General features: G+C 50.9%; 13 protein-coding genes. 9 read left to right on the forward strand and 4 right to left on the reverse strand.

Annotated elements, in window-relative coordinates; all coding sequences use genetic code 11:
• Window positions 1-9: 9 nt before the first annotated feature.
• The 4 genes from frdD to frdA are packed head-to-tail and all read right to left on the reverse strand — an operon-like array spanning window position 10 to window position 3,366.
• A complete protein-coding gene (gene frdD, locus EXY25_RS06845; RefSeq protein WP_130566213.1) occupies window positions 10-363 on the reverse strand; it encodes a fumarate reductase subunit FrdD in 354 nt (117 codons plus the stop codon).
• Window positions 360-755, reverse strand: coding sequence for a fumarate reductase subunit C (locus tag EXY25_RS06850; RefSeq protein WP_130566214.1), 396 nt, complete (start codon window positions 753-755; stop codon window positions 360-362). Before EXY25_RS06850 ends, frdD begins: the two co-directional genes overlap by 4 nt.
• On the reverse strand, window positions 752-1,591 hold the full coding sequence (locus EXY25_RS06855; protein WP_130566215.1) for a succinate dehydrogenase/fumarate reductase iron-sulfur subunit: 840 nt from the start codon (window positions 1,589-1,591) through the stop codon (window positions 752-754). The genes EXY25_RS06850 and EXY25_RS06855 overlap by 4 nt, the downstream gene beginning before the upstream one ends.
• Window positions 1,588-3,366, reverse strand: coding sequence for a fumarate reductase (quinol) flavoprotein subunit (gene frdA / locus EXY25_RS06860; protein WP_130566216.1), 1,779 nt, complete (start codon window positions 3,364-3,366; stop codon window positions 1,588-1,590). The genes EXY25_RS06855 and frdA overlap by 4 nt, the downstream gene beginning before the upstream one ends.
• A 378-nt stretch (window positions 3,367-3,744) precedes the next feature.
• On the opposite strand from frdA, the gene EXY25_RS19000 reads away from it, so the two are divergent.
• From EXY25_RS19000 to EXY25_RS06905, 9 genes are all read left to right on the forward strand, one after another.
• On the forward strand, window positions 3,745-3,969 hold the full coding sequence (locus tag EXY25_RS19000; protein ID WP_114336898.1) for a DUF2375 family protein: 225 nt from the start codon (window positions 3,745-3,747) through the stop codon (window positions 3,967-3,969).
• Window positions 3,970-4,114: 145 nt separating this feature from the next.
• Window positions 4,115-4,429, forward strand: coding sequence for a hypothetical protein (locus EXY25_RS06870; protein WP_114336899.1), 315 nt, complete (start codon window positions 4,115-4,117; stop codon window positions 4,427-4,429).
• Window positions 4,430-4,486: 57 nt separating this feature from the next.
• The gene (locus tag EXY25_RS06875) at window positions 4,487-5,734 is read left to right on the forward strand and encodes a hypothetical protein (protein WP_246019519.1); all 1,248 of its coding nucleotides are present in this window, start codon (window positions 4,487-4,489) and stop codon (window positions 5,732-5,734) included.
• Window positions 5,673-6,623, forward strand: a complete 951-nt coding sequence (locus EXY25_RS06880; RefSeq protein WP_130566683.1) for a metal ABC transporter solute-binding protein, Zn/Mn family — start codon at window positions 5,673-5,675, stop codon at window positions 6,621-6,623. Before EXY25_RS06875 ends, EXY25_RS06880 begins: the two co-directional genes overlap by 62 nt.
• Window positions 6,623-7,411: a metal ABC transporter permease gene (locus EXY25_RS06885; RefSeq protein ID WP_114336900.1), complete on the forward strand. Its 789-nt coding sequence runs from the start codon at window positions 6,623-6,625 to the stop codon at window positions 7,409-7,411. The genes EXY25_RS06880 and EXY25_RS06885 overlap by 1 nt, the downstream gene beginning before the upstream one ends.
• A gap of 575 nt (window positions 7,412-7,986) precedes the next feature.
• Window positions 7,987-11,619, forward strand: coding sequence for an alpha-amylase family glycosyl hydrolase (locus tag EXY25_RS06890; RefSeq protein ID WP_165419292.1), 3,633 nt, complete (start codon window positions 7,987-7,989; stop codon window positions 11,617-11,619).
• A 305-nt stretch (window positions 11,620-11,924) separates the two neighbouring features.
• Window positions 11,925-12,617, forward strand: coding sequence for an iron-sulfur cluster assembly scaffold protein (locus EXY25_RS06895; protein ID WP_114336902.1), 693 nt, complete (start codon window positions 11,925-11,927; stop codon window positions 12,615-12,617).
• A 10-nt stretch (window positions 12,618-12,627) separates the two neighbouring features.
• A complete protein-coding gene (locus EXY25_RS06900; protein ID WP_114336903.1) occupies window positions 12,628-13,626 on the forward strand; it encodes a GGGtGRT protein in 999 nt (332 codons plus the stop codon).
• Between the two features lie 247 nt (window positions 13,627-13,873).
• A complete protein-coding gene (locus EXY25_RS06905; RefSeq protein WP_130566218.1) occupies window positions 13,874-14,239 on the forward strand; it encodes a hypothetical protein in 366 nt (121 codons plus the stop codon).
• Window positions 14,240-14,348 lie beyond the last annotated feature (109 nt).

Here is a 14,348-nt window from a genome sequence, read left to right on the forward strand (position 1 = left end):
TACGCTTGCTTACAGCGCCAGTAACAGCGTCCCTGTGGCGATGGTCACCACTAAAGCGAAGCCATAACAAAGCACAAAGAATAGACCGCGCGCACCCACTTTCAGGTCATGCAAGCCATGATAGACACGGTGCATGGCATGCCACATCGGCAAGCTGATCACGGTGAGCCAGCAAAGTTTACCCAACCAGTGCTGGCTGAAGGCCAGCACGCGAGCATAGGACAGCGCGTCGCCATCTAATAACCCTGCAGGTGCCATGATCCCGGTAACCAGTATCAGTGCGGGTAGTAGGAATGCGGCAACCACACCGCCACCGCCAAACAGCGACCAGACGATGGGTTCGTGAGAACGTTGAAAACTCATAACCAACCTCCAATCGCAACGATGACGACAATGGACGCCACTACAAATCCAGCATAGTGACCGCCAACAATCAGGTTCTCCGGCAAGGGTTTCCCTTTGATCCAGATATCCATAGTTTTCGGTGTCAGGGAGAACCAAGTCACCGCATGGAGCATCGCCATAGCGAGGCAAACCAGATGGAAAACAATGGCAGCCGGCGAGCTCATGGCAGCGACATAGGCATCCCAGGCGGCTTCCCCTTTCACCAGAGCAAACAGTGCACAAACCAGCGCGAGCGTATACAGGGTGACAAACACGCTGGTGCCTTCCCGCAGCATGTAGAAGCGATAGTAGGGGTGGCTTGCCCACCACGTTGGCCCCATGGGGCGAGTATAAGGTTTACGCTTACTCATGACTTACCTCCGCAGCCACAGTCGCCTTTACCGCAGTCGGCTTGTTTTTCCTGCTTGGCGCTTTTGTACTGTTTAGCCTTGCTCATGCCGGCGAGATTCAACACATAGTCGGTACTACTTTCGACCTTACCTTGGTTAATCGCTGCCGCAGGATCGACGCCTTTTGGGCAAACCTGCGAGCAGTAGCCGACAAAGGTACAGCCCCAAACACCCTCTTCTGAGTTTAGAATTGGCAGGCGTTCACCTTTGCCCTGATCTCGGGAATCGCGGTTATAACGCTGTAACAAGGCCAGCGCTGCTGGGCCCATGAATTCATTATTCAGGCCATATTGAGGGCAGGCGGCATAGCAAAGCCCACAGTTGATGCACATCGAAAACTGCTTATAACGAGCCATCTCTTCTGGTGTTTGCTGATAAGCCCCATCGGCCAGTTTTTCCTCGGTTTCCCGAATGATGTAGGGCTTGATGGTTTCCAACTTTTCGACAAAGTCATCGATTTTGGCGACCAAGTCCCGCTCTATCGGGAAATTTGCCAGCGCTTCGACGCGGATCTTACCTGAGCCGCCATTCGATTTAACGTAGTCCCGTAAGAAGGTTTTACAGCCTAACTTGGGCACTTTGTTAACCATGTAGCCACAGCTACCGCAGATCGCCATACGGCACGACCAACGATAGGAGAGTGAGCTGTCACAGTTATCTTTGATGTAATGCAGCGCATCAAGGATCGACATCTCATAGCTGTAAGGGATGTCAAAGCTTTGCAGCCAGGGCTTATCGTCTTGCTCTGGCCGGTAGCGCAGTACCTCTACTGTGATATTTTCTTGGGCTGAACTCATTTCGCAGCCTCCTGTTGCTCCAGCTCGGCACCATAGACACGCTTAGCGGGCTGACTCTTGGTGATCTTAACGTCGCTATAGCTGAGTTCTGGGGCGCCTTCCGCATTGAAATGGGCCAATGTGTGCTTGAGGAAATTCTCATCATCACGGGCTTCATAGCCGTCGATGCGTTGATGTGAGCCTCGGCTCTCTTTGCGCTGCAGCGCCGAGTGACACATGGTTTCCGCTACGTCGAGCAGGAAGCCAAGTTCAATCGCGTACAGCCACTCGGTATTAAATACCGTGCTTTTATCTTCGATCTTGATGTTTTTGAAGCGTGCTTTCAGCGCCGCTACCGCATCGCAGGACTTCTGCATGCTCTCCTCGGTGCGGTAGATGCCAACACCCTCCTCCATGGTTAGTCCCAGCTCATTACGGATCGCTGGCATCGACTCATCGCCGTCGCTGTTAAGCAGTGCCATCGCTGAATCGAGACCCGCTTGGGCTTGCGCCTGCAGTTTGGCACTGTCGCTATTGCTATTGTTCAAAGCAAACTGTGCGGCCTGCTCCCCCGCAACTTTGCCAAACACAACGATCTCGGCCAGCGAGTTTGAGCCTAAACGGTTGGCACCATGGAGCCCGACACTGGCACACTCGCCGACCGCATAGAGGCCGGGCAGGGAGGTGGCACATTGGCCGTTGGTTTCAATACCGCCCATGGTGTAGTGCACCGTAGGTCGCACTGGAATAGGTGCGTGTACCGGGTCAACACCGACATAAGCTTTGGATAGCTCACGGATAAAGGGCAGGCGTTCGTCGATTTTGGCTTCACCGAGGTGGCGAAGATCTAGATGAACCACATCGCCCCAGGTCTCGTCCTTGATGGTGCGGCCTTTTTTCTGTTCCTGATAGAAGCATTGGCTGAGCTTATCTCGCGGCCCTAACTCCATATGCTTATTTTTGGTTGTGCCGAGCGGCACTTCTGGCCCTAAGCCGTAATCTTGTAGATAACGGTAGCCATCTTTGTTCATCATAATGCCGCCTTCACCGCGGCAGCCTTCTGTCATCAGTACGCCAGTGCCGGGAAGGCCCGTTGGGTGATACTGAACAAACTCCATATCCCGCAATGGTACGCCGTGGCGGAACGCCAGCGCCATGCCATCACCGGTGACAATGCCACCGTTGGTATTGTAGCGATAAACACGACCTGCACCGCCGGTGGCGATAATCACTGACTTGGCTTGAATAAAGCTTGTTTCACCCTCTGCCATGTCTTGGACTAGCACACCCTGACAGCGGCCATCTTCGACCACCAGATCAAGACAGAAATGCTCATCGTAGCGCTTGATCTGGGGATACTTGGTTGAGGTTTGGAATAGCGTATGCAGCATATGGAAGCCGGTTTTGTCAGCGGCAAACCATGTGCGCTCAATCTTCATGCCACCAAATGCACGTACGTTAATGCTGCCATCGGGCTTACGCGACCAGGGGCAACCCCAGTGTTCCAGCTGGATCATCTCTTCGGTGCAGTTTTCGACAAAGTAATCCACCACATCCTGCTCACACAGCCAGTCGCCACCGGACACGGTGTCATTGAAGTGATAGTCGAGTTGGTCATGATCTTGGATCACACCGGCAGCGCCACCTTCGGCAGCAACGGTATGACTTCGCATTGGGTAGACCTTGGAGATTAGCGCAACCTCCAGTTCCGGATTGGCTTCAGCAGCGGCGATGGCCGCCCGTAAGCCTGCTCCTCCGGCTCCCACAATAGCTATATCTGTGGTAATCGTTTGCACGGGTATCCTCCTGACGAGGCAAGATGGTTATAGGAGTGTTTCTAGTTATAAGTCTGATCCCATAGTAGCGATCAGCGGCACACAGGTTTTGAGTTAAATCTAATTTCGTTGCAAGTCGTAGTGTTCCTTGCCGATCTGCCTGTTTTATCAGCAAATATGTGAAATGGATCCGTATAAGTACTTATATTATTTAGTGGTCGCTAAACTAGCTTTTGTTTAAGTTGATCGCTTTGCTAGTTCAAATCGTTATTAACTCTGATTAGAGTTACTTCACATGCGGGTCTACACTCTACTTAACGCAGCGATTAAGAAGTGCGCAGCAATGGAGTAGTGCTATGCGTCGGGAGAGCGCATTGACGGCGACCTGGAGGGCTGGCGATGCAACACGATACGATTACAGTTTTATATTACGACATACAGGATCTGCAGCAGATTAGACGTCGCTGCTTTTACAACATGAAGGATACCAAAGGCGGACGAGTTATTCTGCCTGAGCACTTTCGGCAGACATCTTTGATTGTCGCCGTGCTGGAGGGAGACTGTGAAGTGCTGAATACGCTTGGAGAGCGATACGCACAACTCCCGCCTGCTGCGAACTTTTAGCGACTGAGTATTTGGAAATAGGGCCTGAATGGCCCTTTTTTATTGTGTTCTGCTCGTGATCTTTTTGTGACCAAGTGTAACGCCAGGGTTGCCACTATCAAATTCAACGATACAATCCCCCTGTTATTACTATTGGGTGAGACGAGTGGGCGCAATTAACGGCCAATCAAAAAAAGCAGTGTTGCAGCGCTTGTCGCTGGGACGGCTTTTATTCGTCTTCATGTTGCTTTGGCAAGGCATGCAGTGCATCCACAATGCCGAGCACCCGATCCATCTGCAGGACAGCGATGCGGTTTGTGCCGTCCATTTTCAGCAGGCGCAACCAGGTTTTGCTGTTGCCGGCATTGTTGTTCCTGAGCTGGTCGCTGATTTTGGTGGCTATCAGGGGCTGGTTGTCGTTCAGATCGAACAGGCCTCTCGTCGTACTTCCATCCGTGGTCCTCCTTCCTACTCTGCTTAATCAAAACAAATAATTCGATTTTAACTTTCGACCTTTTTTGGTTTTTTGGAGTTTATTGTGAAACTGCATGCAATTTCCCGTGCCTTGACCTGCACGCTTATCGGCGCAATGGCGCCTACTGTTCTACTCGCGGAAACAGGTATTAACCCGAATATTTCTGCTGTGATTAATGTCGGTTATACCGATCGTAGTGACTTTCATGGCATAGGTAACTTGCCCATCGATGGCGATCATTCTGCAGGCCCTGACGATGGCTTTTGGTTAGATCACACTGAATTGGCGCTGTCCGCCGCGTTTGATGAGATGTTTTACGGCAAGGTCACCACCGTGTTGGAAGAGCATGATGGCAGTACGGAAGTAGAGCTGGAAGAAGCATTCGTCCAAACCATGGCGATGCCTTATGGCTTGTCGGTGCGTGGTGGTCGATTTATGTCGAACCTAGGGTATCTCAACAGTAAGCACACCCACACGGATAATTATGTTGATCGTCCGCTGGTGTACCGTGCTTTTGTTGGCAGTCATTACTATGATGACGGTGTGCGACTGAATTGGATCGCCCCAACCGAGACTTATATTGAACTGGGCGCAGAGGCATTTAAAGGCGGTCAGTTCCCCGCGGCGGCCAGTAGCAACATCGGCGCGACCAATGTTTACGCAAAATTCGGTGATGACTTTGATGAGTCGAATAGCTGGCAGGCGGGTATTAGCTGGCTCCGCACAGACAATGATTTTGGTGAGTGTTCCACCCATGATCATGGCGATGACCACGATGAACATGACGACCACGATGATCATGACGATCATGACGATCATGATGACCACGACGATCACGATCATGGCTTTGAGTTTGGCGCGTGTGATTTTGACGGTAACAAAGATTTCTACGTTGCTGATTTTGTCTGGAAGTGGGCGCCGAATGGCAACTATAAATACCAGAGCCTGACTTGGCAGAGTGAATATTTCTACGTTAAGGAAGATGGCTGGTACGGTGAAGAGCATGAGGGTGCATTTGAGCGCGAACTGCGCCAAGACGACCACAATACAGGCTGGTATAGCAGCGTGGTCTATCGTTGGTCACCTAACTGGTCGGCTGGCATCCGTTACAGTGAGCTGAAGCCGTCTGATACCTACAGTGACGGATTTAAACCTAAAGCCACCGATCTGATGGTGGATTGGAACTACTCCCATTTTGCGACTGTGCGTTTACAGTACACCCGCGATGAGAGCATGGAAGATATGGATGATGACATCTTCTCCATTCAGTTCGTTGGATCTATGGGGGCTCACGGTGCGCACCTTTTCTAAACGCTTAACCCTGCTTGCTGCGTTGCTATTGTTGGCACCGCAGCTGCAGGCGCTGAACATTTTTGCCTGTGAACCTGAATGGGCTGCGCTGGCCAAGGAGCTGGTGCCGGACGCTGATATCTACAGCGCTACCACCGCCTATCAGGATCCACACATGGTGCAAGCTCGGCCGAGTTTGATCGCCAAACTGCGGCGTGCAGATATGTTTATTTGCAGTGGTGCCGAGCTGGAGACCGGCTGGTTACCAGCGCTGCAGATGAAGGCCAATAATAGTGATGTCCGTGATAGCCAGCCGGGGGCATTTTACGCCGCCGAGCAGGTTGAACGGCTCGATGTGCTGGAGAATGTATCGCGCTTGATGGGCGACGTACATGCTTCAGGGAATCCCCATGTGCATCTTGATCCCCATCGCATACAGACGATTGCCATTGCACTGGCTAAACGCTTGCAGCAGATTGATCCTGAAAATGCCGATAACTATCAACAACGGCTGACAGCATTTACCACACGCTGGCAAGCGGCACTGGCTGAATGGGAACAACAAACCAAACCGTTGCAGGGACAGCAGGTGGTGGCTTACCACAGCTCTTTCCGTTATCTGTTTGACTGGTTGGGTATTACCCAGATCGCAGATCTGGAGCCTAAGCCGGGGTTGCCACCCACCAGTGGCCACCTAACCAGCGTGTTGAAACAGCTTCAGGAGCAACCGTTGTTAGGTATCATCTACGCCAACTATCAAGATCCGAAAGCAGCGCAATGGCTGGGTGGAAAATCTGACGAGCCGGTGATCCCACTGGCGTACAGTGTGGGGGCGGATGACACTGCTGATCTGTTTATGCTCTATCAACGCATAATTCAACAATTGTTGGCAGCGGTGGAGAGAGCCTGATGGAGTTTGCGGATCTAACATTGATCCTGTTACCGGCGCTTTGCGCCGGTGTCTTAGTGTTAGCAACCCATGTGCCTTTGGGCTACCAAGTACTTAAACGTGGCATCATCTTTATCGACCTGGCGATTGCCCAAGTGGCCGCGTTAGGTGTGGTTTTTGCGCAGTTAATGCACTTCGAGCATTATGGTGCCTGGGCCACTTACCTCGCTTCTGCCGGTTTTGCATTGGTGGGGGCGGGCTTGTTGGCGTGGCTTGAAACGCGTTTAAAGCAAGAACTGGAAGCAGTAATCGGTTGTGTTTATGTGGTGTCTGCGGCGTTGGCGTTACTGCTGCTCTCTCATGACCCACACGGTGCTGAACTGATAAAACAGACGCTTTCAGGCTCTATCCTTTGGGTCAGCTGGCAAGATCTGTGGGTACATGGATTGATTTACCTGAGCATACTGCTGCTGACTTACTTGCGGCCTAAATTGATCGAGAGTGGCTGGTTCTATCCACTTTTCGCTATCGCCATAACGAGCTCTGTCAGCTTAGTGGGTGTCTATTTGGTGTTCGCATCATTAGTTATGCCGACGTTAGCTACTTGGCTGTTAGCCCCAGGACCTATGCGTCTGCTGTGTGGTTACGGCGTTGGCGTAGTCGCCTATGTTATCGGTTTGGGGCTTTCCGCAATGCTGGATTGGCCAAGTGGAGCAACCGTGGTTTGTTCACTGGCTTGCACTGGGCTTATTTTTCGCATGATAAGTAACATTTTGCACCAGAAAAAGACAGCTGTTGTAGTGGATTAACATTGACGCCACAAACATCACTGCTTCACCGTGATGTTTGTGGCGTCGCCATCGCATTCTCTTTACTACGGTACTTGTCTTCTCGCTTATTGTCACACAACCTTCATCTTTCCTTCTGTTAATAAAGAAATATTTCCATTTTATGAAATCGTCATTTGGCTCTGTTTGCCGCGTGATACAGATCTCAGTTCCAGCGCATTCATTTATTCGAATATGACAAAGGTCAATAAGTAAACAGATTACCTTCGTGTTAGCGATATCTATTGCTAGCATGATACCGCTAACTTCTGGTGGCGGTTTGTGCAAGCAGTTTTCTTCATGATTTAGATAGAGCAGCGAGCAATAGGAGTGCTCTCCTAGCGGCACATCAATAGCGTTCTTCGCGTGTGCTTTTTCATGAGGTTTTGGGCGCAAGTATTAGAAGTGATAGCGGATCATCGTGGTTGCGATGGTCAACCCGAGTGGCGCCAGTGAGGCGCTATTTTTGTCGGTGATTTCTCGGCGTTTACGCCGCCACCGACAGGATCACTATCTAAGGCTTTCGATAGGCGAAGCCTTAAACAAGGGAATTGATGATGAAGAAGCTATTGCTCGTTGGTATGTTCGCTGCTTCCTTTACTGCGCAAGCAGAGTGGGAGTTCCGCGGCACACCAAACGACTGGAAAACAACACCGTTAACGCATGTACAAGGCACTGAATATCAGACTTGTCAGACTTTCGGCAGTGATAACCCCCGATTCAAAATTGACCGTTGGGGAAATTGGCAAGAAAGCTACCCGCAAGATGATATATCCGTTGTTGCCAATACTAGCTACCAGATTACGTTCTACAGCGACAGCAAGCACATTGAGCGTGTGGAAGTGGCCGATTGTGAGGGTGAGCCAGACGGATGGCCATCCCTTTACTTCCGTGGCACGCCAAATGATTGGGATATCACGCCTTTTGTCGAGCAAACAGAGGGTGTGTGGCAGGTGGAGGTCGACTTTGATGGTCGTCAGGACCAGCGCTTTAAGCTAGATGTGTATGGTGATTGGAGCCTGAACTACGGCAGCAGTGACAGTAGCGACCCGATCATGCTGGTGCAAAGCGGCGGTGATATATATACCCAGGTCATTGGGCGTTACACCATCGAGGTGAATGAAAACGCCAATACGTTGAGCATGTCTATGGGCGAGCCAAATATTGCGCCCCATGCCGTGATCACGCCTGAGGGGCCGCTTGAGGTCGAGCTAGGTGATTCTATCATCTTTGACGGCAGTGACTCTTGGGATGAAGATGGGCAGATCGCCAGTTATGCATGGAGTAATCGCGAAACCACAGAAACCGCACAATTCACCTTCAATGAACTGGGTGAACAAAGCATCTCTCTGACTGTGGTTGACGATGGTGGAGCCAAGGGCACAGCTTCAGTCACTGTGAATGTGACGGGTGATCCAGAGTCCGACTGGTGCTTCCGCGGAACGCCGAACGGCTGGACAAAGACAGTGATGCCATACAACCCAGATACCGGGTTATTTGAATTGCTGCAGCCGTTTAATGGTGAAGAAGATCCGGCGCGCTTTAAAGTGGCACGCTGTTCCACTGATTGGCAGGAATCCTATCCCACGCAAGATTTTCCTGTCACAGATGGTGAAAAATTTCTAATCAGCTTTGATGAAACCGCTAAGCAGGTTGATGCAGAGTTGGTTGTGGGTCCGTCTGCTCCAGAGTTGACGGTAAGCCCCCAGAGCAAAACGTTTACCAGCGATAACTTGTCGGTCACCCTGAGTTATAAAGGTGAAGCGACAGACGCGACTTACCTGTTAAGCGACAGCACGGGTGATGCGGTTGCATTTGAAAATGGCGATGTCATTGTCGTAGGCGCTGATTTAGAGATCGGTCAGTCGGTTGATCTCTATGTCGAGGTTGCCAATGACGTGGGTAGCGACTCTGCTACGTACACCTATACCAAAGGCGATCCGGAACAAGTTGGTTTTACTGTGTGGTTGAAAGCGCCCAGTGGCTGGGATGCCAAGATCCACCACTGGGACGCCATACCAGAAGGCTCATGGCCGGACACCGATTGGAGCGGTGATGACATGAAAGAGCTGGGCGAAGACTGGTTCCGCTATAAATTCCCCAATAGCAGCTCTAGCAAAATGATCTTTAACAACAATGGCGCCAGCCAAACAGACACGTTGACCCGTTCATCGGATGGTTGTTACTACTATGCTGACAACCGCTGGACAGACAGTTGTGATGTGCCCCCAGTACCTGCAGAAGTGGGTATCAGTGGTGCCAAATTGAAGTTCTGGCAAGCGTCGATTGTTGTGACCTTGGAAGCTGACGGTGACAACGTCACTGGTGGTCGATATACCTTGGACGGTTCAGACCCAATGGCGGGCACGCCATACAACACAGGCGACCAGATCTCGTTGGGTGAAGGTCTGGATATTGGCGATACAGTTGAGCTGCGCCTTTGGGCAAGTAATGACGTGTCTACCGATACTGAAAGTTTCCTTTTCGAGAAGATTGAAAAGCCGTCGGCATCCAGTTTCAGCTGGGACAACGCCACTGTTTACTTCGTATTGACCGATCGTTTCCTAAACGCAGATACCAGCAATGACCACAGCTATGGTCGTGAGAAGGACCGTAATGGCTCGCCATATGCCGGTTATGAAAACCGTGTAGGTGCGTTCCAAGGCGGTGATCTAAAAGGGCTGACGCAAAAACTGAAAGAGGACTACTTCAACGACTTAGGCATCACAGCGATCTGGCTGACATCACCCATTGAGCAGATCCACGGTTTTGTTGGTGGTGCAAACTTCAAGTACTACGGTAACCACGGTTACTGGATGCTCGACCCCACTGCTGTTGACGCCAATATGGGCACAGAGGCTGACTTGCTTGAATTCGTTGATACCGCACATGAGAAGGGGATCCGTGTGGTGCTCGACGTAGTGATTAATCACGTCGGCTACGACAACCTGATCGATGCCTCTCAGCAGCCGTATGGTGCGCTTAATGCTGGCTGGGAAGATTACTACTACACCAGTGATCCAAGTACCATCCACTATGAAACCTACGGTAACTATTTTAACTACAGTGATGGCGCATGGAGCCAGTTCTGGGGCCGAGATTGGATCCGTCATACCAAAGCAACTGGCTACGACATTTGTGCTGAAGCCTATGGTGCTTTTGATTGTGGTGGTGGCTTACCTGATGTGAAGTTAGAAAGTAACGCCACCGTTTCTTTACCCCCTTTACTGCAAAACAAATGGGCGAAAGAGGGTCGCTTGAGCCAAGAACAGGCTGAGTTGGATGCCTTCTTCAACAACACCGGTTATCCACGCACGGTAGGTAATCACTTTATCAAATGGATCACCGATTGGGTGCGTGAATACGGCTTTGACGGTATCCGTATGGACACCGTTAAAAATATGGAAGGCCAGGGCGAAGAGGTGCTCAAGCGTCTGAAAGATCAATCGGTTATCGCACTGAACGAATGGCGTGCTGCCAATCCTAACAAATTTCCAGATGAGCAAGAACTGGACTTCTGGATGACGGGCGAGTACTTCGACCATGGGGTAGGGCGCAGCCATTGGTTCGACTATGGTTTTGATTCGATGATCAACTTTAATTTTGCCGGTGTGTCACTGGGCAGTATTGAAGGTGTTTACAGCAGTTATGCAGCGTCTATCAACACGGATCCAACGTTTAACGTACTGAGTTACATTTCAAGCCATGATAAGAGCATGTATAGCCGCAGTAACTTGATTGATGGCGGTTCAGCGCTGTTGATGGCTCCGGGTGCCGTGCAGATCTATTACGGTGATGAAACCGCACGTCCATTGGTTGATGCGCCGTTTGGCGACCTAACGCTACGCTCATTTATGAACTGGAGCAGTATCGATCAGAACGTGCATAGCCACTGGCAGCGTTTAGGGCAGTTCCGTGCGCGTCACGTTGCAGTGGGTGCCGGTAGCCATACCCAACTCAGCGCATCACCTTACACCTTTAAGCGTGAGAAAGATGGTGACGCGGTGATCGTTGTATTTGGTGCCAGCGGTAATGTTACGGTGGATGTGTCATCTGTGTTCGGCGACTGCTGGGAAGTGACAGAGTTCTACAATAACAACAAAGCGACAGTGGCAAACGGCAAGGTGACTTTCCCTGCCAGCAGCAATGGTGTGTTGTTATTGGAAGGCGTCGAGAAAACATGTAGTTAAACAGTGTTGAAAGACATATGTTAGCTCTTGTCCTTTGTGGCAAGAGCGCGTCTACCCATGATCAAGGCATGCTGGTGAGGCTCCATCCAGCATGCCTTTTCTTTTGCTCCCGCTTCATTTCCACCCTCCCTGTTCAGAGAAAAATCCCATGACCGCCATATCTGCAGTTTTCGCTTATGACTGTCGCTCACACGCTTCAATTAGAATCGTCATATTTTATTGGCTATTAATTGTTCATCGTTTTGGCGCATGCTGCGTCAATGAGCCTAAACTCATTGAAGACGTTTCAGCTTATGGGGATAGTTATGAACTACACCACCACTATTGAAAACATGTGCCCGTTGACCCGCGGCCCAGATCACGCGAATGCGCCCATTCCGGTTGAAGGTGAATGGGTTAATGCCATTGGCATTAAAGACATTTCAGGATTTTCTAACGGCGTCGGTACTTGCGCGCCCCACCAAGGGGCAACCAAAGTGTCATTGAATGTTAAAAACGGCGTGATAGAGGAGTGTCTGATTGAAACCGTCGGCTGTTCCGGTATGACCCATTCGGCCGCCATGGCATCAGAGATCCTCACCGGGCGCACCATACTTGAAGCACTCAATACCGATTTGGTGTGCGATGCCATCAACGTTGCAATGCGGGAGATATTTAAGAATTTGGCCTATGGCCGCAGCCAAACGGCGTTCTCTGAAGGGGGATTACCTGTGGGCGCTGGGCTTGAAGATCTTGGCAAAGGGCTGCGTTCACAAGTGGGTACCGCTTATGGCACCAAGGCCAAAGGGGCGCGTTATTTAGAGATCGCGGAAGGTTATGTGACTCAACTGGCCTTGGATGAGGATCGGGAAATCATCGGCTACGAGATCGTCAATATGGGCCAGATGATGGCCAAAATCGCTGATGGTATGGATGCCAACGACGCACTGGCACAAACCAAGAGCCGTTATGGCCGTTTCGATGATGCCGTAGAAACCATCGATCCACGCAAATCTTAAGGGGCGAAAAATGAATCTATTTGAAGGTTTTGAGCGCCGCCAGCAAAGCATTGAAGCAGCACTAAAGAAGTATCAACTGGCAGACTTACAAGCCGCACGGGAGCTGTGCAGCGAACGGGGCTTTGACCCGTATCAGATCGTGTTTGAAACCCAGCCCATCGCGTTTGAAGATGCCGCTTGGGCGTATGTATTGGGCGCAGCCATTGCACTGCGCTCTAACGCCCACAAGGCAAAAGAGGCAGCGACCGCGCTAGGTGAAGGATTACAGGCTTTTTGTGTGTCAGGCTCTGTCGCGCAGCAGCGACAGGTGGGGTTAGGCCATGGCAATTTGGCCGCAAGGTTGCTGGATGAAGAGACCGAATGTTTTTGTTTCCTGGCGGGCCATGAGTCATTCGCGGCGGCAGAAGGCGCGATTAAGATCGCGCAATATGCGAACCAAGCCAGAGCAAAGCCGATCCGGGTGATTTTGAACGGCTTAGGTAAAGACGCCGCTTATCTTATCGCGCGGATGAACGGCTTTACCTATGTGCAAACTCAACTTGATTATGCCACTGGCAAGCTTGCCATCGTGCGGGAAAAGAGGTTTGGCCACAGCGAACGTGCAGGTATCCGCTGCTACGGTACCGACGACGTGGTGGAGGGGGTTGCGGTGATGCATCATGAAGCGGTGGATGTGTCTATCACCGGCAACAGCACCAATGCCGCTCGTTTTCAGCACCCGGTTGCTGGCACCTATAAAAAAGAGCGATTGTTGCTAGGGCAGGAATATTTTTCCGTGGCATCTGGTGGCGGTACCGGACGCACCATGCACCCCGATAACGTCGGTGCGGGACCCGCCAGCTATGGCATGACCGACACCATGGGACGGATGCACTGCGATGCCCAGTTTGCAGGCTCATCCTCGGTGCCCGCCCACGTTGAAATGATGGGGTTTGTCGGCATGGGGAATAACCCCATGGTGGGGGCGAGTGTGGCAGTGGCCGTGGCGATTGAGCAGAGTTGTCACTAGGCGGCCAGAGCCAACCATCGATAAGATTGGGGGTGACAGGCCTAATTCCCCAATCCTCTTTTGTCCGCACAGAAGTAAAATTTGAGAGCCAATAGATTGCGAAACAACGCTAATCTGTTGAGATTAGGCAACAAGTTACCGAGTATGCGGACGCAAAAAGCTTGTTTTGTGCTCGTTTATCGCAAATTATAGCCAAGCATTTTGTGCCGCTTATGCAAGTGTCACATCCCTGATAAGGAGCTCTTAAATGCTTGAAGTTCTCAATTCTGCTTCCACAAAAGCAGGATGGCTAAAACCGGTTGTTACGATTGCTTCTGTCGTGTCTTTGTCAGCTTTTCTCTATGTTGTCTTGATCGCTGAGGGAGCCAGTAAAGATGTTTATCTCATCCCCAGCGTAGTGGTTTTTTTATGGACGTTGCTATTCAGCTTCCTTCTGGCAGTTTTTCCTAACATCCCCGCTGTTCCGGACAAATCATGCAATTTTCTCTTTCGCGCCAAGGTAAGGGTTGTCAGATCGTTCTACTACATCGTAGCTGCGTTTTTTCTGGTGGCTACATTAGCTGTAGTTCTTCTCTCAATGAGAATTCTTAATGTTTGGCGTATCGACTTTTAGGTATAACAATCCCTGTCACTAGCTCGTCACTGGACAAGGCCACTTCGCGACCAGAGGCGTCAGATCAATTGGTTTGTCGAGATTCGCGGTAAGGAACGCCGCACTGGCA

The sequence above is a fragment of the Corallincola spongiicola genome (genome assembly GCF_004284785.1).
Taxonomy (GTDB): domain Bacteria; phylum Pseudomonadota; class Gammaproteobacteria; order Enterobacterales; family Neiellaceae; genus Corallincola; species Corallincola holothuriorum.